Annotated in this window: 19 protein-coding genes; 4 read left to right on the top strand and 15 right to left on the bottom strand. The window is 44.5% G+C overall.

Annotation, left to right across the window (positions count from 1 at the left end):
* Window positions 1–128: 128 nt before the first annotated feature.
* The 3 genes from ACESR9_RS04270 to ACESR9_RS04260 form a co-directional block, all read right to left on the bottom strand.
* Window positions 129–857: a pseudouridine synthase gene (locus ACESR9_RS04270; protein WP_373105730.1), complete on the bottom strand. Its 729-nt coding sequence runs from the start codon at window positions 855–857 to the stop codon at window positions 129–131.
* Window positions 858–859: 2 nt separating this feature from the next.
* Window positions 860–2,011 (bottom strand): MFS transporter, encoded by a 1,152-nt coding sequence (locus tag ACESR9_RS04265; RefSeq protein WP_373105727.1) that lies wholly within the window; start codon window positions 2,009–2,011, stop codon window positions 860–862.
* 105 nt (window positions 2,012–2,116) lie between these two features.
* On the bottom strand, window positions 2,117–3,280 hold the full coding sequence (locus ACESR9_RS04260; protein WP_373105725.1) for an MFS transporter: 1,164 nt from the start codon (window positions 3,278–3,280) through the stop codon (window positions 2,117–2,119).
* A gap of 145 nt (window positions 3,281–3,425) precedes the next feature.
* On the opposite strand from ACESR9_RS04260, the gene ACESR9_RS04255 reads away from it, so the two are divergent.
* Window positions 3,426–4,112 (top strand): cyclic nucleotide-binding domain-containing protein, encoded by a 687-nt coding sequence (locus ACESR9_RS04255; RefSeq protein ID WP_373105721.1) that lies wholly within the window; start codon window positions 3,426–3,428, stop codon window positions 4,110–4,112.
* Window positions 4,113–4,172: 60 nt separating this feature from the next.
* Window positions 4,173–4,787: a peptide deformylase gene (gene def / locus ACESR9_RS04250; protein WP_373105719.1), complete on the top strand. Its 615-nt coding sequence runs from the start codon at window positions 4,173–4,175 to the stop codon at window positions 4,785–4,787.
* 53 nt (window positions 4,788–4,840) lie between these two features.
* Here the strand turns inward: def and ACESR9_RS04245 are convergent, their stop codons facing one another.
* The 10 genes from ACESR9_RS04245 to ACESR9_RS04200 all read right to left on the bottom strand — a co-directional run bounded on the left by ACESR9_RS04245 (window position 4,841) and on the right by ACESR9_RS04200 (window position 18,355).
* Window positions 4,841–5,845, bottom strand: coding sequence for a hypothetical protein (locus ACESR9_RS04245; RefSeq protein WP_373105718.1), 1,005 nt, complete (start codon window positions 5,843–5,845; stop codon window positions 4,841–4,843).
* An 83-nt stretch (window positions 5,846–5,928) separates the two neighbouring features.
* Window positions 5,929–6,594 carry a DUF443 family protein gene (locus ACESR9_RS04240; RefSeq protein WP_070665111.1) on the bottom strand — a complete coding sequence of 222 codons (666 nt, stop codon included), beginning with the start codon at window positions 6,592–6,594 and terminating at the stop codon, window positions 5,929–5,931.
* Between the two features lie 206 nt (window positions 6,595–6,800).
* Window positions 6,801–7,031: a GlsB/YeaQ/YmgE family stress response membrane protein gene (locus tag ACESR9_RS04235; protein ID WP_003010011.1), complete on the bottom strand. Its 231-nt coding sequence runs from the start codon at window positions 7,029–7,031 to the stop codon at window positions 6,801–6,803.
* 9 nt (window positions 7,032–7,040) lie between these two features.
* Window positions 7,041–8,282, bottom strand: coding sequence for an aminopeptidase (locus ACESR9_RS04230; protein WP_373105715.1), 1,242 nt, complete (start codon window positions 8,280–8,282; stop codon window positions 7,041–7,043).
* 254 nt (window positions 8,283–8,536) lie between these two features.
* Window positions 8,537–11,389, bottom strand: coding sequence for an AAA family ATPase (locus tag ACESR9_RS04225; RefSeq protein ID WP_373105713.1), 2,853 nt, complete (start codon window positions 11,387–11,389; stop codon window positions 8,537–8,539).
* Window positions 11,390–11,849: 460 nt separating this feature from the next.
* The gene (locus tag ACESR9_RS04220) at window positions 11,850–12,527 is read right to left on the bottom strand and encodes a DUF8309 domain-containing protein (RefSeq protein ID WP_373105711.1); all 678 of its coding nucleotides are present in this window, start codon (window positions 12,525–12,527) and stop codon (window positions 11,850–11,852) included.
* Window positions 12,528–12,564: 37 nt separating this feature from the next.
* Complete coding sequence (locus ACESR9_RS04215; RefSeq protein ID WP_373105710.1) at window positions 12,565–12,843, bottom strand: type II toxin-antitoxin system YafQ family toxin; 279 nt, start codon at window positions 12,841–12,843, stop codon at window positions 12,565–12,567.
* Window positions 12,836–13,099 carry a type II toxin-antitoxin system RelB/DinJ family antitoxin gene (locus ACESR9_RS04210; protein WP_009732165.1) on the bottom strand — a complete coding sequence of 88 codons (264 nt, stop codon included), beginning with the start codon at window positions 13,097–13,099 and terminating at the stop codon, window positions 12,836–12,838. The genes ACESR9_RS04215 and ACESR9_RS04210 overlap by 8 nt, the downstream gene beginning before the upstream one ends.
* Before the next feature lie 139 nt (window positions 13,100–13,238).
* Entirely contained in the window at window positions 13,239–17,633 is a 4,395-nt protein-coding gene (locus tag ACESR9_RS04205; protein WP_373105707.1) for a PolC-type DNA polymerase III, read from the bottom strand.
* Between the two features lie 194 nt (window positions 17,634–17,827).
* Window positions 17,828–18,355 (bottom strand): hypothetical protein, encoded by a 528-nt coding sequence (locus ACESR9_RS04200; protein WP_373105705.1) that lies wholly within the window; start codon window positions 18,353–18,355, stop codon window positions 17,828–17,830.
* 81 nt (window positions 18,356–18,436) lie between these two features.
* On the opposite strand from ACESR9_RS04200, the gene ACESR9_RS04195 reads away from it, so the two are divergent.
* The gene (locus ACESR9_RS04195; protein ID WP_373105702.1) at window positions 18,437–18,766 is read left to right on the top strand and encodes a Fic family protein; all 330 of its coding nucleotides are present in this window, start codon (window positions 18,437–18,439) and stop codon (window positions 18,764–18,766) included.
* Window positions 18,767–18,781: 15 nt separating this feature from the next.
* Window positions 18,782–19,045, top strand: coding sequence for a hypothetical protein (locus ACESR9_RS04190; protein ID WP_373105700.1), 264 nt, complete (start codon window positions 18,782–18,784; stop codon window positions 19,043–19,045).
* Window positions 19,046–19,274: 229 nt separating this feature from the next.
* On the opposite strand, the gene ACESR9_RS04185 is transcribed toward ACESR9_RS04190, so the two are convergent.
* On the bottom strand, window positions 19,275–19,628 hold the full coding sequence (locus ACESR9_RS04185; protein WP_373105699.1) for a hypothetical protein: 354 nt from the start codon (window positions 19,626–19,628) through the stop codon (window positions 19,275–19,277).
* 24 nt (window positions 19,629–19,652) lie between these two features.
* Window positions 19,653–20,624, bottom strand: coding sequence for a hypothetical protein (locus ACESR9_RS04180; protein ID WP_247923493.1), 972 nt, complete (start codon window positions 20,622–20,624; stop codon window positions 19,653–19,655).
* Between the last annotated feature and the right edge of the window lie 19 nt (window positions 20,625–20,643).

Genomic DNA, 20,643 nt, shown 5'->3' with positions numbered 1-20,643 from the left:
CAGTTGAGTAGGGCTGTAAAAGCTGATGAAATCAGCGTAGTAGAGCCCACTCAACCACTGCGTCTTGCTCGACAATCTAAAAATAATTGAGAGGCTAGGACTTTTGTCCCAGCCTCTTGGTTTTTTGCTTATAAAGGAACACCGAAGACCTCTAGGGACTTGAGTTCTGAAGGCTGGAGTCTTCGCCATTCTCCCAATTGAAGAGTTGGATCTAGCATTAGAGGACCCACAGAGATCCGCTCTAAATCCACCACCTCCTTGCCACAGGCAGCGACCATGCGCTTGACCTGATGGAATTTTCCTTCAGCGATTTCAATTTCGACATAGGAGCTGGCGCTTGCCTCATTCACCTCTAAGATCTGCAATCTCGCAGGCAAAGTCGTGAAGTCTTTGAGGGCAATGCCTGCTTCAAAACGGGCCACATCTGCCTCATCCATGATCCCAGCCACCTGGGCACGGTAGATCTTCGACACATGCTTCTTCGGCGAAAGCATGGCATGAGCGAGCTTGCCATTATTGGTCAAAAGGAGTAAGCCATGGGTATCGATATCTAGACGCCCGACAGGAAAGACTTCCTTGTGACGGGCTGTCTCATCCAATAGATCTAACACCGTTTGGTGATGGTCATCTTCAGTCGCTGAGATGACCCCAGCTGGTTTATTAAGCAGATAATACACGAAGGTTTCATGGACCAGGTCTTCTCCCATAAAGGTCACCTGATCCTTGTCTGGATCAATCTGTAGTTTTCCTGCTGTCTCTTTTTTTCCATTTACTGCGATTTTCTTTTGCTTGAGGAGTTGTTTGACCTCGGACCTGCTCCCCACGCCACAATCCACTAAAAATTTATCTAGTCGCATGATTACTTCCCGCTCTTTCGTACAATCCAAAGACCAAAAAAGGAAACCAGGATCATGAGGATACCAGAAAATCCAAAAATGAAGACTGGAGCGGATGAGATCGTCCCTAATAGACTAAGGACAAAGGTCGTTGCGATCGAACCTGTACTACATCCCAAAACCGCAATGGACGTTGCCTGGCTCAAGACCCCTGCTGGCATCTTATCAGATAAGACATTGTAAACTGTTGTCAAAGCCACACTGTAGGCGAAGCCAGAAGCAATTGTTACAAGGGCAAGAATCAAGAGATTTGGAGAGACCCCGATCAACATTTGGGCCACACCATAAGCTACTCCCGAAACCAATAATAAACGATCACCGAATAGATAGGTCAAGGGCGAGAAGGCCAAACCTGCCAAGATCCCAACAAATTGCATGGCTGCTAATATAACCCCAGCAGTTTGGGCAGTGCCATGTCCAACTTGTTCTACCACACTTGGAATCCGAACGGTGATCATGACATTGGACAAGACGATAGCTGCCGCAACGACCGCTAAGCCGAGCGTAGTCCGCCATTGTCCCCCCGTCATCTTCACATCCTTGTGTTTTTCCTCCACTGCTTCTGTCTTAGATCCATAAGGCACAAATAAGAGATACAAAAGTAAGATAGGAATACTGATGCCGTAAACGAGAAAGGCAGCCTGCCAGCCAAAGCGAATCAAGAGGCTGACTCCAAAGGTTAAAACGGCCGTCCCAACAACCTCTGCAGAACCACGAATGCCAAGGGTTTGGACGCGTTCTTTTCCTTTATAGCGCTCACTGATAATGGCAATGGCAGAAACATTGAGCAAGCCAACCGCCATCCCGAAAATAATCCGAGACAAAAAGACAACTGGATAGGCTGGACTGATTAAGGGAATAAAGCCACATAGAGCGTAAGCGACTAGGCCTGTCACAATCATCTGACGCTCTGAAAATAGGCGCCCAATCCATTTATTGAAGATGAGTGAAACCATGATCCCTGCAGAAGGAAGCGAGACCAAGAGCTCAATCATGCTGTGAGGAATTCCCTTATAATAGGCAAACATGGCCGACTGCGCACTCGAAATAGAAAACGAAGTCGTCAATATAAATGAAAGCGCGAGAATACTCACTTTCTCCATGATTCTTTTCATTATTTTTTCCTTTAAACTAATCTTTTTTTCACACTCCTCCTATAATAACACGAGCTAGTGACAGGACGCAATAGATTGAATTAAAAAAACGAAATGATTTCTCAATCATTTCGTTCGTGCTAGTAATTGTGAGGCGAAGACTCCTGTTAGGAGCATCAAAACACCAATCAAGACAAAGAGCAGATGATTGGAAGGAGCTAGTGGCGTCACCAACTGGATGAAGAAAGAAGAGACGGCTGATCCAAGATTGCAGCCGATCAAGACCAGCGAGGTCGCAAGATTCAGGAGATTGGTCGGGATTTTTTCAGATAAGTGATAGAAGATACTGGTGACCCCCGTACTGTAGGTAAATCCTGCCAGCAAGGTTCCTAGAACCAAGCTCCATAGCTGGCTAGACAAGCCAATCAAGGCCAGAGCTAGACCGAAGCCAAAGCACATGATCATAAGCAAGTTCTTTTTGAAAACATGTGTTAAACTGGCAAAGCCTACCCCTGCTACAATCCCTGTCAATTGCATCAGACTCAAGACGGTTCCAGCTGTTGTCGCCGTTCCCATACGAGCATCAACGATAATATCCGGCACGCGCAAGCTAATAATAGAATTGAAGCAAATGATGATACCAGCAATCACAGCTAGCATTAGACTAAAACGCCATTGAGGGGAGCGAAGGCGTGCGGAACCTTTCTTTTTCCCCTTCAAGCTAGCCTGTTTTTGCCCCTTAGGATAGGGAACAAAAAGGATATAGAGGAGTAAAATCAAGTAACCACCACCATATACGGCAAAGATCGCCGGCCAGCCTAGGGGTAAGAGTTGTCCCACAATAAAGGTCAAGATGGCAGAGCCCACCACTTCAGCAGACCCCCGATAGCCCAGCATCCGGGTCTTATCATTGCCTGAGTAGCGCTCACTGATAATCGAAATAGCCTTGGCATTGATCATTCCTGTCCCCAAGCCAAAGAGCAAACGACTCAGAAAGATGAGAGGATAGTCCTGCACAACCAAAGGCAAGAGGCCACTAGTTGAAAAGAGCAAGAGCCCTACGACAATCATCTGGCGCTCACTCATCCACCGCTCGATCAGGCTATTTAAAAAAAGCATGGCCACGACCGCAAAGGCTGGCAGGGAAACCAAGAGTTCCACCTGACTTGCTGTATAGCCGAAGTGGCTAAAATAGGCCTTCATAGCCGGCAAACCTGCTGTAATTGAAAAGGATGAGATCAGCATGAGCGACAAACTCAAGAGACTGATTCTTTCCATTGTTTTTTTCATTTTTTTATTTCCTACACTTTACTGGTAACATTTGATTTTACTAGTTTTTTCAGAAAAGATTCAAACTAGTATTTTCAATAGAATCCTAGTATAATCAATTTAGAAATAGAAAAACAGGACATTTGTCCTATTTTAGGAGATTGAGATGAAAAAAATTTCCCCATCTACAAGACTCAAGGAAATCATCACAGACTACCAATTGGACCAGATCTTTCCGGGCGACTGCCTCAGCCAACTGGACCTCGTTCTCTACCAGGCTGGAGATTATATCTGCCGCCAAGGCTCTGAGCAAGATGTCATTCCTTATTTTCTCAAAGGCCGGCTCAAGATTATCCACAGTCTTGAGAATGGCAGCGACACCATCCTTGAAATCCAAGAAAAACCTGGACTCTTAGGAGAGATTGAGCTCCTGCTCGATCGGGTCTGTATCTCATCAGTCATTGCAGACCAAGACTCGCTAGTCGTCCAGCTCCCAGCCCTGCACTTTAAGAAGCGCCTCCTGCTTGATCCAACCTTTTTGCGCTCTACGACCAAGACCTTGGCTGAGAAATTACACCAGATCAACTATTTGGCTCCTGCCAACTTTCATTATTCGGTCAAGGAACGCCTCGCCTCGCATTTTCTGGAGCATTGCGATGAAAATGGGACCCTCAAGCCCAAGATGAATCAGCTGGCCCTGCGTTTTGGGATCAGCTACCGCCACCTTAGCCGTGTCATCAAGCAGATGATCGAAGAGGGCTTAGTCCAAAGAGAAGGGCGAGTCTATACGATTTTAGATGCAAAAAGGATGAATGATTTGTCCATCAAACATGCGGAAACCGTCGACAGATAACTTTAATTTTAGGCTCTTTTGTGTTATCATGGAGGGTAGAAAGAAAGTGAGAGTAAAACGATGAAAGCAATTGAAAAAGTTACAAGAGCATCCCATTTGATTGATATGGATGACATTATCCGCGAAGGAAATCCAACACTTCGAGCTGTTGCAGAAGACGTGACCTTCCCTTTGTCTGATCAGGAAATTATCCTGGGTGAAAAAATGATGCAATTCTTGCACCATTCTCAAGACCCTGTTATGGCTGAAAAACTTGGCCTCCGTGGAGGAGTGGGGCTCGCTGCCCCTCAGCTGGATATCTCTAAACGAATCATCGCTGTTTTGGTTCCCAATCCAGAAGATGCCGATGGAAACCCACCAAAAGAAGCCTATAGCCTTCAAGAAGTCATGTACAATCCAAAGGTTGTCGCCCATTCTGTTCAAGATGCGGCTCTTGGCGACGGGGAAGGCTGTCTCTCTGTAGACCGCAACGTCCCAGGCTATGTGGTTCGCCATGCCCGCGTGACGGTTGAGTATTTCACAAAAGATGGGGGAAAGAAACGCATCAAACTCAAAGGCTACAATTCCATCGTCGTTCAACATGAAATCGACCACACCAACGGCATCATGTTCTATGACCGCATCAACCCAAACAACCCATTTGAAATCAAAGAAGGCCTCTTGATTTTAGAATAGCGTAACCGACAAAAATACCTAACTGAGGAAACTCTCAGTTAGGTATTTTTTTGTTATTTTTTGCCTTGCTTTTTATTCGAAAACTTACGCATGATAGAGCGCACTATACTGATAAATAGATCAAGCACGATTGTATAAACTAAAATTCTTACTCCCCACACTAGCCAAAATGGATATTTTATACCTGGTTTAGAATATCCTGAATTATAGGCAATTACTGTAAAGGATATAAAAACTAAAATTTCTAATAAAATACGATGTTTAGCTTTTTTCAGACTGAAGCCTTTCAACCAACCCCATAGTAAATCCCACAACGTCGGATTCTCCTCAGGTTCATCCTCCCAGTAATCCTTGCTTTTCGTTTTCAAATACAAGAGGTAACCAACTTCTGTCAGCAACTGAGTAAAAGCGTAACTGAATAGTATGCTTACGGATACTCCTAGCACCACTCCATAATAGCCAGTAAGGGCCGCTCCTATCATGGAGCAGACGAAGATGATCGTTAGGGCATTGCTACTGTAACTACTTGATTTTGCGAAATAATTTCCCAGGGTTCTAGTTGGTGAAAAGCCAATCTTTAACTGCTTCTTAAGCCAAAAATGATGATAAATAAAGCCCAATAAGGTACAAATCACAAGAAAAGTAATGACGATGAAGCCATATTTCGGGAAACCTACTTCAAATTCCTTATTTGCAAGAGCAGAAACAATGATGAGCAAGCCCATGACTTGGAGCGATAAAAACATTCCTACATAGGTGAATAAGAGTAGAGTCGTTGACAACACTTGTCTTCTATATATAAATGCCCCCATTAACGGCAAGAAAAATGCAATGATATGGTAAAGACAATAGATGACGAGGATATCAAAAAACCAATGACTAAATGGTTTTATACCTTTCGATACATCATACGAATAAAAACAAAGGATTTCAAATGCGAACAGAAATACGCCTGTCCACGAATTGATCATCATAGCCGCTGAAGCGCGTGTATTGGCTAAACTTTTAAAGTAGACTTTGTTCGCCTGCTTAATATCGACTTTCTTTTCATTTTTCATAGCATGCTCCTTTCTAAAAAATTGTTTTAAGGGCCAAAAGCAGATGGACGCTGCTATTGCTTCTGGGTTTTACTCGACTGGATCTACTTGATTTTAGCTTTGAAATCGTCGCCTGGAGCATATAAACCTAAAATAGCTGATGCTAAATACATAAATGAAGTAACAAATAGGACCATATGAACAATTAGATTTGGTTTAATTTTACTCAAAACTGAGTAAATCATTGCACTTGACAAAAACAAAGGAACTATCAACAATAAAAGATTTCTTAGTACTATCCTAAATTTTGCTGGGCGACAATAGATTCTTTTAGCTTTCTTAGAAGCCATCATTCCAGTCTCTATTTTCCTAGTGCTCAGCCAAATACGAAGCCCAACAACAATACATAGAACAAGGATCATTAACACTAGATTCAGTAGATGGGAAGTAAAATATAAATAATCCTCTATCGGAAAAGCTCTACCTAGTAAAACTGCTAAGGAACCAGCACCAAGTGTTGAGATCCCCACTTTAGTCTGAGTTGAAAGCATGTTCTTATCTCCTTCAAGCACTTTCGGAGCTATTGCTTCTACTTCATCCTCTGTTAGCTGATAACCTTTATGAGGGACAAAATAGGTAAACCATGGAAGAAAATAACTTGTTATAATTGGCCGATCGACTTCCATTAAATACCATTCATTCTCTACTTTTAACAAACGATATCGAAAATTCATTTTCGGTAAATACTCGATTTTTGCGGGTTTAAACATAGATGTCTCTTACTTTCTATACTGTTTCATTCTTAGACGGAGAAACTAAACTAACTTTTCACCAGTCTACCACAGCCATAATTATCTTATTTAATCATAACAGAACATACCTTCCATCATACCTGATTTTACTTTGATGATCAAGTTTTGACTAAAAAAGAGGTTGGAAGATTTCCAACCACTCTATCTGTTTTAGCAAGTTAAACCTAGCTTCCTCTTTCCCAGAAGATGGCTAATAAAATCATGGCACCAAGAATCGATGGGATAATCGCTGTACCGTTTAGGCTTGGTCCCCAAGCACCAAAGAGTAATTGTCCTAAAAAGGCACCAATCCAGCCCAGGAACATTTTCCCAAAACATCCCATGCGTTCGCCACGATTGGTGATAGCTCCAGCTAGAAGTCCGATCAAAAGACCGACAAACATACTTCCAATCATAGTTTCTCCTTAAATTGCCCAATCTCCATTACGGAAGAGTGGTACGCGTGTTCCATCCTCACGGATACCGTCGATATCCATTTGGCTTGAGCCGATCATGAAGTCAACGTGGACGTCTGAGCGGTTGAGGCCGGCTGCTTCGAGTTCTTCTTCTGTGAACTCTGCGCCACCTTCTACGCTGGTTGCATAGGCTGCCCCGATGGCCAAGTGGTTAGAGGCATTTTCATCAAAGAGAGTGTTGAAGAAGGTAATGCCTGATTGGGAAATTGGGCTTGGGTCTGGTACGAGGGCACATTCACCCAAGGCACGCGCTCCCTTGTTTTTGAAGACCAAATCTTTCATGACTTGATCGCCTTTTTCTGCTGTGATATCCACAATTTCTCCATTTTCAAAGGTCACTTTGATCCCTTCGATGATGTTTCCGTTATAGCTAAGCGGTTTTGTAGACGTTACATAACCTTCAGCACGGCGGAAGTCAGGAGCTGTGAAGACCTCTTCTGTCGGCATGTTTGGCAAGAAGCTTTCGCCTTGGGCATTGATGGCTCCGGCAGATTCCCAGACGTGGTTTTTCGGCAAGCCAAGAGTCAAATCAGTCCCTGGGGCTGTGTAATGAAGGGCTGAGAATTGTTCCTTATTCAGTGTATCTGCCTTGCTCTTCAAAATAGCTGCATGCTTTTCCCATGCTTTGACTGGATCTTCCTCGTAAACTCGGCAAGTCTTGAAGATTTGATCCCACAGGAGATCCACTGCTTCTTCATCGCTCGTCGCATTTGGGAAGACCTTTTTCGCCCATTCTAAACCTGCTGCTGCAGCCACTGTCCAGCTGACCTTGTTGGATTGAGTGGCGATGCGCATTGGTTTCATAGCCATACCCAAAGCCTTGGCAGAGGCAGAAAGCTTCTCTGCATCAACACCATTTAAGGCACCTGGATCAGACGAGCGCACACCCAAGCGACTAGCCTTGTGGTCTAAGAGGTAGTTCATCTCAGCGATCTTGTAGTCTGGCACATTGTCCAAACGATCCATCGGTGCATGGAGGAATTTTTCACGGGTAGTAAAATCATCTGCCCATTGGACAATCACTTCGTGCGCCCCCAAAGCATAGGCTTCCTTCACGATCAAGTGGGCCAATTCTCTTTGTTCCACATCAATGTTCAAGACCAAGGTATGACCAGGTTGCACGTTGATGCCGTTCGCCACTAATAATTTGGCATATTTTTCGAGGTTTTCTTTAAAATTTGGTAAAACCATTGCTTTCTCCTTCATAAGTGAATGATCTCCTCCTAGTATACCATAAGTCCATGCAAAAAGAGAGTGGGACAGAAATCGGTAATTCGTTAGAATTCGATTTCGTCGTCCCACCTCCGCACAGTTGAGTAGGGCTGTAGAAGCTGATGAAATCAGCGTAGTAGAGCCCACTCAACCACTGCGTCTTGCTCAACAATCCAAAAATAATTGAGAGGCTAGGACTTTTGTCCCAGCCTCTTTTTCTTGTTCCTTCTAGCTTAAGGAAGAACATAGCCTTGATCATCCACGGTATGAGGTTGTTCAGAATCGCTATTCTCTCTCAAAGCTTCCAAATCTTGATCCAAAATGGAATTGTAGTCTGTACTACCTTCACGAGTTACCCGAGTCGATACTTGGCGCAAGAGTTTTTCATTAAGATTGCGGACCCAGCGACCATTACTATGGTCATTGGCACGCATATAATTCCCTTTCACAATCTCTCCGTAAAGGGCTTCATTGACTTGGTAGCCTTGCTTACGCAATCCTAACAGACCGATCTCCACAATCTCATCTGGGCTGTAGTCTTCAAAATCAAATGTAGTCGGGATCCGACTTTGCAAACCTGAATTGACCTGCAAGAAGTCATGCATCTCTCTGGTATAGCCAGCAAAGATAATGACGATATCGCGGCGGTGGTCCTCCATAAATTTGAGGACTTCGTCCAAGGCTTCTTTCCCAAAATCATCATTTAAACCGGTATAGAGCGTGTAGGCCTCATCGATAAAGAGGACTCCACCCAGTGCACTCTCCAAAACTTCACGCGTCTTCAAGGCTGTTTGACCTTGGTAGCCTCCAACCAGATTACTCCGCGATACTTCGATGAATTTCTTCTGCTTGATAACCCCTTTTTGGAAGAGGATATTGCCCAAAATGCGGGCCACGGTGGTCTTCCCTGTGCCGGGATTTCCAAGAAAGAGAGAGTGCAAGGTCGTATCTTCGACGATGCCACCTTGTTCAGCCCGTTTTTGATTGAACTCAGCCATGGCCACGAATTGTTCCACTTGCTCTTTCACCTTGGCAATGCCAACTAAACGGTTGAGGGCAGCCATTCCATCTTCTTCCTTATCGGCTCCTGCTTGATACTTACCTTGGTTAAGGACAGCATCGATATCGCTATTGAGGATGGTCTCAATATCGTCAGAACCTTGGGCCACCACCCGATCTGCCATGGTCTTGGTCAATTGCTCATCCAGGTTCCGGATCCAGCGACCATTGCTCTTATCTAGCGAGCCATCATAAGCCCGCTTAACATGCCGCGCATAGTAATCCCGGTCTTCGAGTTTGTAGTCTCCTTTGCTTAAGATCATTTCACCTAGTTGGACAATCTCATCTCCTGTGAAATCTTCAAAGATGAAATTATTTGGTACCCGAGAACGGAGGCCTGGATTGGTCTTTAAGAACTCTTCCATTTCCTTGGTATAGCCGGCAAAGATGATCATGATATCATCGCGATTGTCCTCCATAAATTTGAGGATGGTATTGATCGCCTCGATCCCAAAGTCCGCACCGCTGTCCTTTTTATCCAAGCTATAGGCTTCATCAATAAAAAGGATTCCTCCTCGCGCTTTTTCAAGCAGGGCTTGGGTCTGTTCAGCTGTTCCTCCAATATTCGAAGAGATCAGATCGGACTCCGTTGCTTCCACGAAACGGAATTCTTCCCCTGAGAGAACACCCGCATCAAAGAGCACTTGTCCCAATAGACGGGCCACAGTGGTTTTCCCTGTACCAGGGTTTCCCATAAAGGCCGCATGGAGTGTTTGCTTTTCAGGTGCCTTGCCACTGGCGATTCGTTTCTTGTTAAATTCCACCATGTTGATCATTTTCTTGATCTCATGTTTGACTTTTTCAAGACCAATCAGGCTATTGAGTTCTTGAAGAGCATCTTGTTTCTTCTCTGGTCCAGAGTCTCTTGCGGTAGTTGGAGCCACCGTTGCATCCGTCGCCTGTCCCGTAGCAACGACTTGCGCATTGCCCTTGGCCACTTCTCTGCCAATGAGATAGTCACAACCATCCTCGATTTCCTTGGTCAGATCACGCGCATCGCCCTGCCTATAGGTCATGGTACCTGCCTTCACAAAGGCCCCACTTTGGAGTCGGATATTGGGATCCGCAATCTTATGGCAAATCAGATGCTCAGCCATCAACACACTCTCATCAAAAACTCCAAATGAAATGGTTTGGGCATTCTCATTCAAGAAAGTCGTTTCTCCAGTCAAAGAAGCAAAGGACTCTTCATAGACGCATAAACATTCTGAAAATGTCGCTTGGTTAGCTCGGATCATACTATTGTATGAATTGATGGAGGTCATACGATCCGAATCCGAATTGAATTGAACATTGTTGTCAAGACAGATTCCAGTTCCTGTAGGCAACTCTATTTTACAGTTTTCAGATTCCCAGATGACATTCCTCAACCAAACTGGTGGATAATCCTTTTCCAGATCCCCGCCTGTAATCGTTGAATTTTTTGCGATCACTTCTGAGTCCTTGGCATGGATGGTATTATTCCCAAATATTTCAATATGGACATTTTCTAAGGCCAATTTAGAGCCTTCTGACAGATCTATCTTAGAAAAGATCGTTGAATTGCGAATAGTCAATTCCGAAGCGGACATACCGATGGCACTTTGGTGTTTTTCCGGAACCTTCATCCCGACTCCTTCCAGTGTCAACTTCGAATGCGTATCCATATAGATAAAAAATTCACTATTTGTCGGAGTGGTTGCTTCAAAATAGACCTGTTTACAGGTGATATCTGAGCTATTCCATAAGAGCAAGGTAGTATAATTCCCACCAACTTTAAACCACAGATCTTCAAATGTCACCTGAGCTCCCTCTACAAATCGGAAGGAAGCCTCAATGATGTTGTTAAACATGCGCCCATTGCCATTTGGATTTGGGACCACATGCCCCACGAAATGAAGGTTCTTGTCGATCTCGATCACTTTATTTGTCGGCCATTGAAAGACATACCCATTTTCAAACTCGATGGTATCACCATCCTGCGCTTTTTCAAGCGCATCCATAAAGTTCCAACTATTATTGTAAGGCCCTACTAAATATCTTGCCACACGCTTCTCCTCTGTTTCATCTTTTCTGTTTCCTTGTTATAAACACTTGTTACTAAAAATTGTAACACAATCCAGTGCCAAAGAAAACACTTATCAGATCTGAAAAGACTGAAAAGAGGCTGGGACAAAAGTCCTAGCCTCTCAATTGTCTTTGGATTGTCGAGCAAGACGCAGTGGTTGAGTGGGCTCTAATACGCTGATTTCATAAGCTTTTACAGCCCTACTCAACTGTGCGGAGGTGGGACGACGAAATCGAATTCTAACGAATTACCGATTTCTGTCCCACTCTCTGTCATCTACTCTTTCAAGGCTGTACATAAGCTGGCTAGAGCATTCGCTCCTGAGAGCATCGCGGTAGATAGGAGGAGCACATAGTCTGCTACTTCTAACTTATAGTCAAAGACTTTTTCAGCAGGTTTGTCTTCCGCAAAAATTTCTAACTTTATGTTCTATTCCTTTCTTAGTCATCCTCCTCACCCAGATAGAGACGTCGGGCCTCTGGGCTGCTGCTAAGAATATCGAGATAGGTTTCATACTCATCGGGTAGGGGCTTTCCTAATGAGATATCTAGCTCTGGATTCACATTTTCCCCATAAAGAAAACAGAGATAGAGACGTTCATTGAGCGTCGGAAAGACTTCGAGAGACATGAGCTCAGCCTGACCGACCCGCTCCCAATCTTGCTCTTGGATGTCTGGTAGGATATAGGCTTGGAAGAGGCCCATTAGAGGATTATCCTCTGGTAGGCCACTATCCTTATCGGCCTGAACCAAGGAAAGCCGTTGGCCAAAACCAGCTACTTGGCGCTCCCGTCCCTTCACCGAAACCGTAATCGGATGCCCTCTCATGTGGCTATAAATCCATTCTTTGGGTAACCGATAATCTAAGAGAGGGTCAAGATCTTTGACAATCGTTACAGGACTAGAGCGTAGAAACTGACGAGTGACTGCTTTACAAAAGAGAATATTCTCCTCTTTCAATGTCACCCCCTTCCAGCTATTTTCCCCCTTAAAATGGTTAAAAAATACCAGATAGGGCTCTCGCACCATTTGTGCTAAGACATAGACGCCGTTTCGTAGGCGAATGGAAATGACTTTCCCTGACTTCCAGGGTATTGCTCTTTTTTTCTTTTCTATCATTAGCCAACCTCAAACTGAACGAGGATCGTTGAATCCATCAAAACAAATCACTGTGACTTCCTGTCCTCAGCAAGTTTAAAATCAATTCATCCTTGTCTACTTTGTAAACCAAAAGCCAATCCGGCTGGATATGACACTCCCGAACACCTTGGAAATACTTGGAATTGGTCAATTGATGGTCACGATATCTGACAGGAAGTTCTTTTTCTTGAACCAGAAAATTCAAAACTTCTTCTAACAAGTCTGCCTTCAAACCTCGCTTCATCGCCAACTTAAAATCTTTTTTAAACTGTTTATGATAACGAATCTTAAGCACGCAAGTCCTCCATCAAGTCTGAGACTGATTCAAAGGGTTGACTCATATTCCGATTTTGCTCTACATCCGTTACGACTTGGAGCAACTTCCCATGATCGTCTAATCGAACATCAAAAGGTAAGCCCTGATATTGAATAGCCTGACGAAGAAAAATATTGATCGCTGTTGTCATATCCATTCCCAAATGATTGAACACCAGTTGGGCCTGCTCCTTAACCTCACTATCCAAACGGATACTCATGCTCGTCTTTGACATCTTCTCACCTTCTTTCTATCTATCATTGTAACAAAAAAGAAGGCTGTTGTAAATCCATTGGATGTACAATAGCCTTCTAATTGGCATTCGTTTTTCATTAGATGAAACTGGATCAACTTTTGTAAATGGATTTCCTCCATCAAAACAAATCATCAAAGAGACTCAACTGGTTATCCTCTGGCATATTGCCAAGAATGCCCATCTCATCCATCTTTTCAACCAGGGTGGACGAAACACCACCGCGCTTCCGGAGCTCGGTCTTAGAGAGGAATTCTCCTTCTTCACGCGCCCGCACGATTTGCTTGGCAACGTTCTCTCCTAGACCATCCATAGCGACAAATGGTGGAATCAGGGTATCCCCATCAATCAAGAATTCTGTCGCCTGACTGCGATAGAGGTCTAGCTTGCCAAACTTGAAGCCCCGCTCCCACATCTCATTGACAATCTCAAGGGTAGTGTAGAGGTCGATCTCGACATTGGAAGCTTCGTTGTTCTTGCGTTTCTCCGCGATTTCCTTCATCCGAGCTTTCACGGCCTCAAGGCCTGCCCCCATGGTTTTGATGTCAAAGGCCTTGGCCCGAATCGAGAAGTAAGCACAGTAGTAATAGAGTGGATGATGCACCTTAAAGTAGGCCACACGAAGGGCCATCATAACATAGGCCGCCGCATGGGCTTTAGGGAACATGTACTTGATCTTACCACAGGACTCGATGTACCATTCAGGGACATTGTTTTCCTTCATGGCTTGGATGTAGCCATTGCGCTCTTCTTCTGAGATTTTGAGCCACATACCTTTCCGCACGCGCTCCATGATGGTAAAGGCCATCTTAGGCTTGAGACCCGCGTGCATGAGGTAAACCATGATGTCGTCCCGACACCCGATAACGGTCGATAGATCGGCAATGCCCGCCTTGATCAAGTCTTGGGCATTTCCCAACCACACGTCGGTACCGTGAGACAGACCAGAGAGCTGCAAGAGCTCCGCGAAGGTCGTCGGATGGGTCTCTTCGACCATGCCCCGAACAAAGTTGGTCCCAAACTCTGGAATCCCCAACATCCCTGTCGGTGTTCCAATCTGCTCGGCTGTTACCCCTAGCACTTCTGTCCCAGAAAAGAGGGCCATGACCCCTGGATCATCCATAGGGATATCATTTGGATCAATACCTGACAAGTCCTGGAGCTTCCGAATCATGGTCGGATCATCGTGTCCCAGGACATCGAGCTTGAGGACGTTCTCATCGATATCGTGGAAGTTAAAGTGAGTGGTCTGCCATTCAGCTGTCACATCATCTGCCGGATACTGGACCGGAGTAAAGTCATAGACATCCATATAGTTTGGAATAACAACGATTCCCCCCGGGTGCTGACCGGTCGTTCGTTTGACCCCAGCTGCACCGAGAGCCAAGCGCTCGACCTCGGCATCGCGGTAGTACTTGCCAAAATCCCGCTCATAGCCCTTGACAAAGCCGTAGGCAGTCTTAGCTGCGACCGTACCTACCGTTCCTGCCCGAAAGGCATATTCTTCCCCAAAGATATCGCGGACATCCAAGTGGGCGCTCGGCTGGTCTTCCCCTGAGAAGTTCAAATCGATATCGGGTACCTTGTCCCCATCAAAACCAAGGAAGGTCTCAAAGGGAATGTCTTGGCCGTTTTTGCTGAGCTTGTGGCCACAGTTTGGACAATCCTTATCCGGCATATCAAAACCAGATCCATAAGAGCCATCAGTGATGAACTCACTGTACTGGCACTGGCTGCAGACATAGTGAGGCGAGAGCGGATTAACCTCCGTAATCCCAATCATGGTCGCGACAAAGCTGGATCCAACGGATCCACGCGATCCAACCAGGTAGCCCCGCTCATTGGAACGATGCACCAGCATTTGCGAGGCCAGATAAATCACGGCAAAGCCATTCCCCAAGATAGAGGTCAATTCCTTTTCAATCCGCAGATCCACAATATCAGGTAGTGGATTTCCATAGATTTCAAAGGCCTTCTGATAGGTTAACTCGGCAACTGTTTCTTCGGCCTTGTCGATAAATGGCGTATAGAGGTCACCCTTGACCACTTCGACAGGTTCGAAGATTTCTGCCAGGGCATTGGTATTTTCAATGACAATCTTGCGCGCCAAGTCTTCCCCTAAAAAGGCAAATTCATCCAGCATTTCATTGGTTGTACGGAAATGGGCTTTTGGCAGTGGTGCTGGCTGGGCATCTTCTCCATGCCCAATGGTCCGGTTGATCATAGCCCCTTGACCGAGACTACGGACAATGATCTCCCGATAGATCTCATCTTCCGGCTCCAGATAGTGGACATTTCCTGTCGCAAGAACAGGCTTGCCGAGGCGATCTCCCACTTCGATCAAGCTCTTGATAATGGTCTGGAGCTCGTCCATGTCCTTGACCTGCTCCTTGGCAATGAGGGGCGCATAGATAGCCGGTGGCATAACCTCGATAAAGTCGTAGTACTTGGCCACTTCGACTGCCGCATCCACCCCTTGCGACATGACCGCATCAAAGACTTCCCCTTCTGAGCAGGCCGATCCGAGGATCAAGCCTTCGCGGTGGGCGTCCAACACGGTCTTGGGAATCCGTGGGACTCCTTCGAAATACTTGGTCCCAGAAAGTGAGACCAGTTTAAACATGTTCTTAAGGCCGGTCTGATTCTTGACATAGAGAGTCGCATGCTTGACCCGCGCCTTCTTATAAGAATTCTCATCGATCAAATCGATATTCAAGTCCTTAAGATTGGTCACCCCATGCTTTTCAGCGACATCTTTGATGAAGATAAAGAGCAAGCGCCCCGTCGCTTCCGCATCGTAGTTGGCCATGTGGTGGTGCTCCAAGCCTACCCCAAAGCGCTTGGTCAATGGCCCCAAGCCATGCCGTTTAAAATCTGGATAGAGGTTACGGGCAAATTCCAGGGTATCGATGACTGGTTGAGTGATCTTGGGAAGACCATGACGCTCATAGTTGGCATTCATGAAGCCCACGTCAAAGGTGGCATTGTGGGCGACAAGAACGGTTCCCTCACAGAAGGCCTGAAACTCCTTCAAAACCTGCACCAAGGGCTTGGCACCCCGGACATGCTCATTGGTGATCCCTGTCAATTGGGTCGTAAAGGCAGACAGAGGATGTCCCGGGTCGATAAACTCGTCAAACTCCTCAATGACATTGCCCTTGTACATCTTAGAAGCAGCGACCTGGATCAAGTCATTGTAGATGGCTGAAAGTCCCGTCGTTTCCACGTCAAAGACCACATAAGTTGCTTCATTGAGGTCCAGATCCACCTCGTTATAGGTGATGGGCACCTTGTCCTCTACGATATTGGCTTCCATCCCATAGATCAGCTGGATCCCAGCCTTCTTGGCTGCTTTAAAGCCATGTGGGAAGCTCTGCACATTGCCATGGTCAGTGATGGCCACCGCCTTGTGGCCCCACTCAGCTGCCTTGGCAACCAGCTCTTCGACTTCCGGCAGGGCATCCATAGTCGACATATTGGTATGGGCGTGGAATTCCACCCGGCGCTCACCTTCTGGCATCAGGTCCTTGCGGGCATAATGCACGACTTCCTGGATGTCTTGGACATTCATGGTCAAGTCGCGCGTGAAATTGTTCATTTCGATATTTCCCCGCACCCGTAGCCAGCTGTTCTTCTTGATCATGTCAAACTTCTGGGCTTCTTCCTCATTTTTCACCCATTTCTGAAGGGAAAAACTCGAGCTATAGTCGGTCATCTTAAAGCTGATCAAGACCCGACCGGTCCGCGTCACCTTGTGCTCCACGTCAAAGACCACACCCTCAAAGACAATCCGGTTCTCTTCTGTTGTGATCTCGATCATCGGAGTGATCTCAGCCTTGTCTAGCTTGGGCTTAGCCACTGCCTTCTTAGCCTTGAAATCAAAGACCGGCTTTTCTTCAACCGCGGGTGGCGGAGCCATCTGGGCCAAGGATTCCATGGCCCGCAAGGTCTCTTCATTGGCCGCTTGGAAGATCTTTTCATTTTCCTGCTCAAAGCGCGCTACTTCTTGCTCTGTCAACTCTTCATCAGACTCCACTCGACAGGTGAAATGCGGAAAACCAAAGGCTTCCAACTGCTTGGCAAGATTGGGCAAATGGTTCTTACGGAAATGCTCTGTATCGACCGAAGAAGGCCCTAAGATGATCAACTCCTGCCCTTCTGCGCGCACCTGCAAGTCTTGGTAGAGCCCCTTAAATCCTTGACTCGCGCAAGGCCCTTCCTCAAAGACCTCACGATAGTAGGCCTGCAATAAATCATCAGAAAAGTCCTGATTGGCCACTTGAATGGTAAAAGTCGCCTGGTTTCCCGTCTTTGAAAATTCGTCCTTCAAGCGCTGACGCAATTCCTTAAACAAAGCAATGGGCAAGACTTCCGCAAAAGCAAAGCGGAACTCCCAGACCCTACTGACCTTATGCACCACGACTTCTTGAATCTCCGCATGCAAAAAGGCACTGGAAGATCGCATCTCCAGCGGCATATCCAGCTGATCCATTAAAATTTCAAAGGTGTTGGACATTGTTTCTCCCTTGATCTTGATTCTTTTGCTCGCTTTTGAGTAGCCCACTTCTAAGCAAAAACAGACCATTCAAAAACATTCGTAACCCTTATTTTATCACAATTTAAGGATTAATTCGAGGGAGAAGTGAAGACAAAAAAATCACCGATAGGACGGTGATTTCTTTATGATTGGTCAACAGCAGGCAATCCTGATCATTCCCCACTTGTTGCCTCTGTTTCTGAGCTGGAGCTCGGTGTCCGTAGCAGGTCCTTCATCTGAGACTGGACCGCTTCTCGTGAGCTTTGTTCTTGCTTTTGGATATTCTCAACAGCTGGCTGCAATTTCTGACGGATTTCTACTTTCTCCTCTTGCTCTTTTTGCGCTTGGAGGGTCGGACGGTACATGGCAAAGAAAGCCCCGATGACCACGATCAACGCAATCAGGCTCACCCCATAGCGTTTTGACTGTTCCTGAGAATCAAACTTGACGCCTTTGACCGTCAAGTCCTTCCACTCCGGATGCTCTTTCTCACAGGCATCTTTCTTGCTCTTGGTTGGCATGACCAAGACTTGGTTCATCAAGGAAATCATCCCCATGACCACGAGCAAGTAGGGAATATAGCGGGATTGATTGAGAATCATAACGATCAATAGCACAAGACCGATCCCCGCAATCCCCACATTAAAAGCAAAACGCATCCAAAATTCTTTTTTCAGCTGTAAATAAGTCTCTTTAGACATAGGTCACTCCTTATCAATCATTTATACATCATTCCTTACTATCATACCGAAAATTAATTCGAAGATCAAGTTAGTTACTAGATGGTCATACGGAAGTACTATTTACACCGCTGGCACCTTTCGAAACAGGAAGCTTTGGACAAGATCTGCTATGAATACAATCGCATACTAGGGAATTTTGAAGTGGAACCTCTGATTGCGATCCCTTTTTTCATCCATGATTTCTTATGCATCCACCCCTTTAACAATGGAAATGGGAGAATGAGTCGGTTATTAACGACCCTATTATTATATCGAAGTGGCTTCTATGTAGGGAAATATATCTCCTTAGAAGCTTTCATCGCCCAAAACAAAGCAACATATTATGAAGCTTTAAGAAAAGCAAGACACCATTGGCATGAAGAACAATAGGACGTACTACCATTTGTGAAATACCTGCTTGGAACCATCCTTGTAGCCTACAAAGCCTTCGAAGAGCGATTTACCATCATCGAAGAAAAACTTCCTGCTCTGGAACTCGTCCGAAAAGCAACCCAACAAAAACTAGGACGATTCACCAAGCAAGACATTCTTGAACTCTGCCCATCCCTCAGCATCAGTTCCATTGAAGGCGCACTAAGAAAATTGATAGCTAGAGGCGAGATCCAACGAGAAGGCATCGGAAGAGCCACAAAATATAAGAGATTATAATAAAGTCTTAAACTCCTTAGGAAAGCAACTGTCAGGAAGGTAGTTGTTTTTGTTTGCAAGATTAGGATTGCTCATCAACTGATCAACGACATTAAGATTTTTCGAAAACGTAAGAAATTAAAAAACTAGTCTACGTACTGCCTTGAACATCAAAAAGGAGAGAACCAATTTGGTCCTCTCCAGGTTGTAACTTTTCGCCACTGACTATAGTTGATAAAGAGTCAACTAATCAAGGTAAACCATCTGCTGCAGCTTTTTCACCATCAGTAGGCGATGTATCTGTAGTATCATTTTTGGGTTTTCCATACGATTCTACCACACCACCTTTTGAAATGGAGCTGGCTATAGAAGTATCTGCTTTATAAAACGATGTCGCTACATGGTCTAAATAGTTATTTAATTTACTCACCACAGTTGCAACATTCCCCACTATTGATTTAATTTCATCTGTTCCAGATGAAATTAAATAACCCGAGTCATCAGAAACAGCCGAAGCTCCATCAGTGATCTGATCACCTAGTTCTTTTGCAGCAACTTGAATACCATGAATATGAGCAACATCTATTTCAACTGTCGAGTCCATTACCATAATATTTCTCCTTTACTTTTATGATACTAGTGATCTCTTTTCAATCTCACCATTATAATACTCTTGAATCTCATCATAGGAAACTATCTTTTGATCTTTCCCGTTAATACTCCATTTTGATGGTATATAGAGATCCTCATAAACTGATTTACCAACAGGAATAAATTCTGACTCAAGATCCAGCAATTCCTTCCCATTTGTAATCATTCCATTTTCAGAGTTTATCACTTTGTAAGCAAAACTATCTTTCTTTGAAAATAGGTTAAAAGCTGATGGGTTATTATTTTTTAGATTGATATCTCCTTTATAAGTATCTGTTTTCCAAAAGCTATTACCGAACTGTTTTACTCCTGCTGAAAAAGCTTTATTTGAATCTAACTCAAGAGCAATTCTTCCGTTCTCTTTTAGTTCTTCTTTTGTTTTTTCACCATCAATTTTCAGAGTTTTTAAATTCAATAGAAAATACCGGTAATTTTTTTCGCTATTTACAGTTAGCACTGCATAATCGTTACTCTCAAATTTTCTAAGAGTCGATAAATAACCGATCAATTCAAAATCATCCTCGCCTAAATAGTCAACTAATTTCTGCCAAATATTAACTTCTTTCTTGCTGGCTTTTTGATTACCTAAATTATAAATATCAAGATAAAAGTATTCATCTGACTTCATCTTTTTGGTCACGCTTGAATGTCTCACTTTTGCTCTTTGTCTAACCAAATAATCTGAATTTACAGTCACCCAGCTAGCATTTGTTGTGGCAGACTGCGACTCTTCCTTTTCCTTTTTATTAAAATCCCACTCTACGACAACCCCATTATGATCATTAATAAATTCAAAATTTTTGACTTCTGCTTGGGGATTGTAAATGAAAAATTTTTTAGAGTTTCCGGTATCGTCTGATATTTTGGAATTTTCTTCTTTTTTACCACAACCAATTAATGCTATCAAGGATATCATTATTAAAGTTGTTTTATAAATTAATTTCGACAAAACAATTCTTCCTTCCATC

Source organism: Streptococcus parasanguinis (assembly GCF_964238605.1).
Classification (GTDB): domain Bacteria; phylum Bacillota; class Bacilli; order Lactobacillales; family Streptococcaceae; genus Streptococcus; species Streptococcus parasanguinis_AJ.
The sequence above is the reverse complement of the archived record's forward strand: the minus strand, read 5'-3'. Positions and strand labels throughout refer to the sequence as shown.

Bases quoted from the DNA above. Each gene is read 5' to 3' on its own strand.
- ACESR9_RS04270 (WP_373105730.1), bottom strand. From the start codon at position 857: ATGCGACTAGATAAATTTTTAGTGGATTGTGGCGTGGGGAGCAGGTCC.
- ACESR9_RS04265 (WP_373105727.1), bottom strand. From the start codon at position 2,011: ATGAAAAGAATCATGGAGAAAGTGAGTATTCTCGCGCTTTCATTTATA.
- ACESR9_RS04260 (WP_373105725.1), bottom strand. From the start codon at position 3,280: ATGAAAAAAACAATGGAAAGAATCAGTCTCTTGAGTTTGTCGCTCATG.
- ACESR9_RS04255 (WP_373105721.1), top strand. From the start codon at position 3,426: ATGAAAAAAATTTCCCCATCTACAAGACTCAAGGAAATCATCACAGAC.
- def (WP_373105719.1), top strand. From the start codon at position 4,173: ATGAAAGCAATTGAAAAAGTTACAAGAGCATCCCATTTGATTGATATG.
- ACESR9_RS04245 (WP_373105718.1), bottom strand. From the start codon at position 5,845: ATGAAAAATGAAAAGAAAGTCGATATTAAGCAGGCGAACAAAGTCTAC.
- ACESR9_RS04240 (WP_070665111.1), bottom strand. From the start codon at position 6,594: ATGTTTAAACCCGCAAAAATCGAGTATTTACCGAAAATGAATTTTCGA.
- ACESR9_RS04235 (WP_003010011.1), bottom strand. From the start codon at position 7,031: ATGATTGGAAGTATGTTTGTCGGTCTTTTGATCGGACTTCTAGCTGGA.
- ACESR9_RS04230 (WP_373105715.1), bottom strand. From the start codon at position 8,282: ATGGTTTTACCAAATTTTAAAGAAAACCTCGAAAAATATGCCAAATTA.
- ACESR9_RS04220 (WP_373105711.1), bottom strand. From the start codon at position 12,527: ATGATAGAAAAGAAAAAAAGAGCAATACCCTGGAAGTCAGGGAAAGTC.
- ACESR9_RS04210 (WP_009732165.1), bottom strand. From the start codon at position 13,099: ATGTCAAAGACGAGCATGAGTATCCGTTTGGATAGTGAGGTTAAGGAG.
- ACESR9_RS04205 (WP_373105707.1), bottom strand. From the start codon at position 17,633: ATGTCCAACACCTTTGAAATTTTAATGGATCAGCTGGATATGCCGCTG.
- ACESR9_RS04200 (WP_373105705.1), bottom strand. From the start codon at position 18,355: ATGTCTAAAGAGACTTATTTACAGCTGAAAAAAGAATTTTGGATGCGT.
- ACESR9_RS04195 (WP_373105702.1), top strand. From the start codon at position 18,437: ATGGTCATACGGAAGTACTATTTACACCGCTGGCACCTTTCGAAACAG.
- ACESR9_RS04185 (WP_373105699.1), bottom strand. From the start codon at position 19,628: ATGGACTCGACAGTTGAAATAGATGTTGCTCATATTCATGGTATTCAA.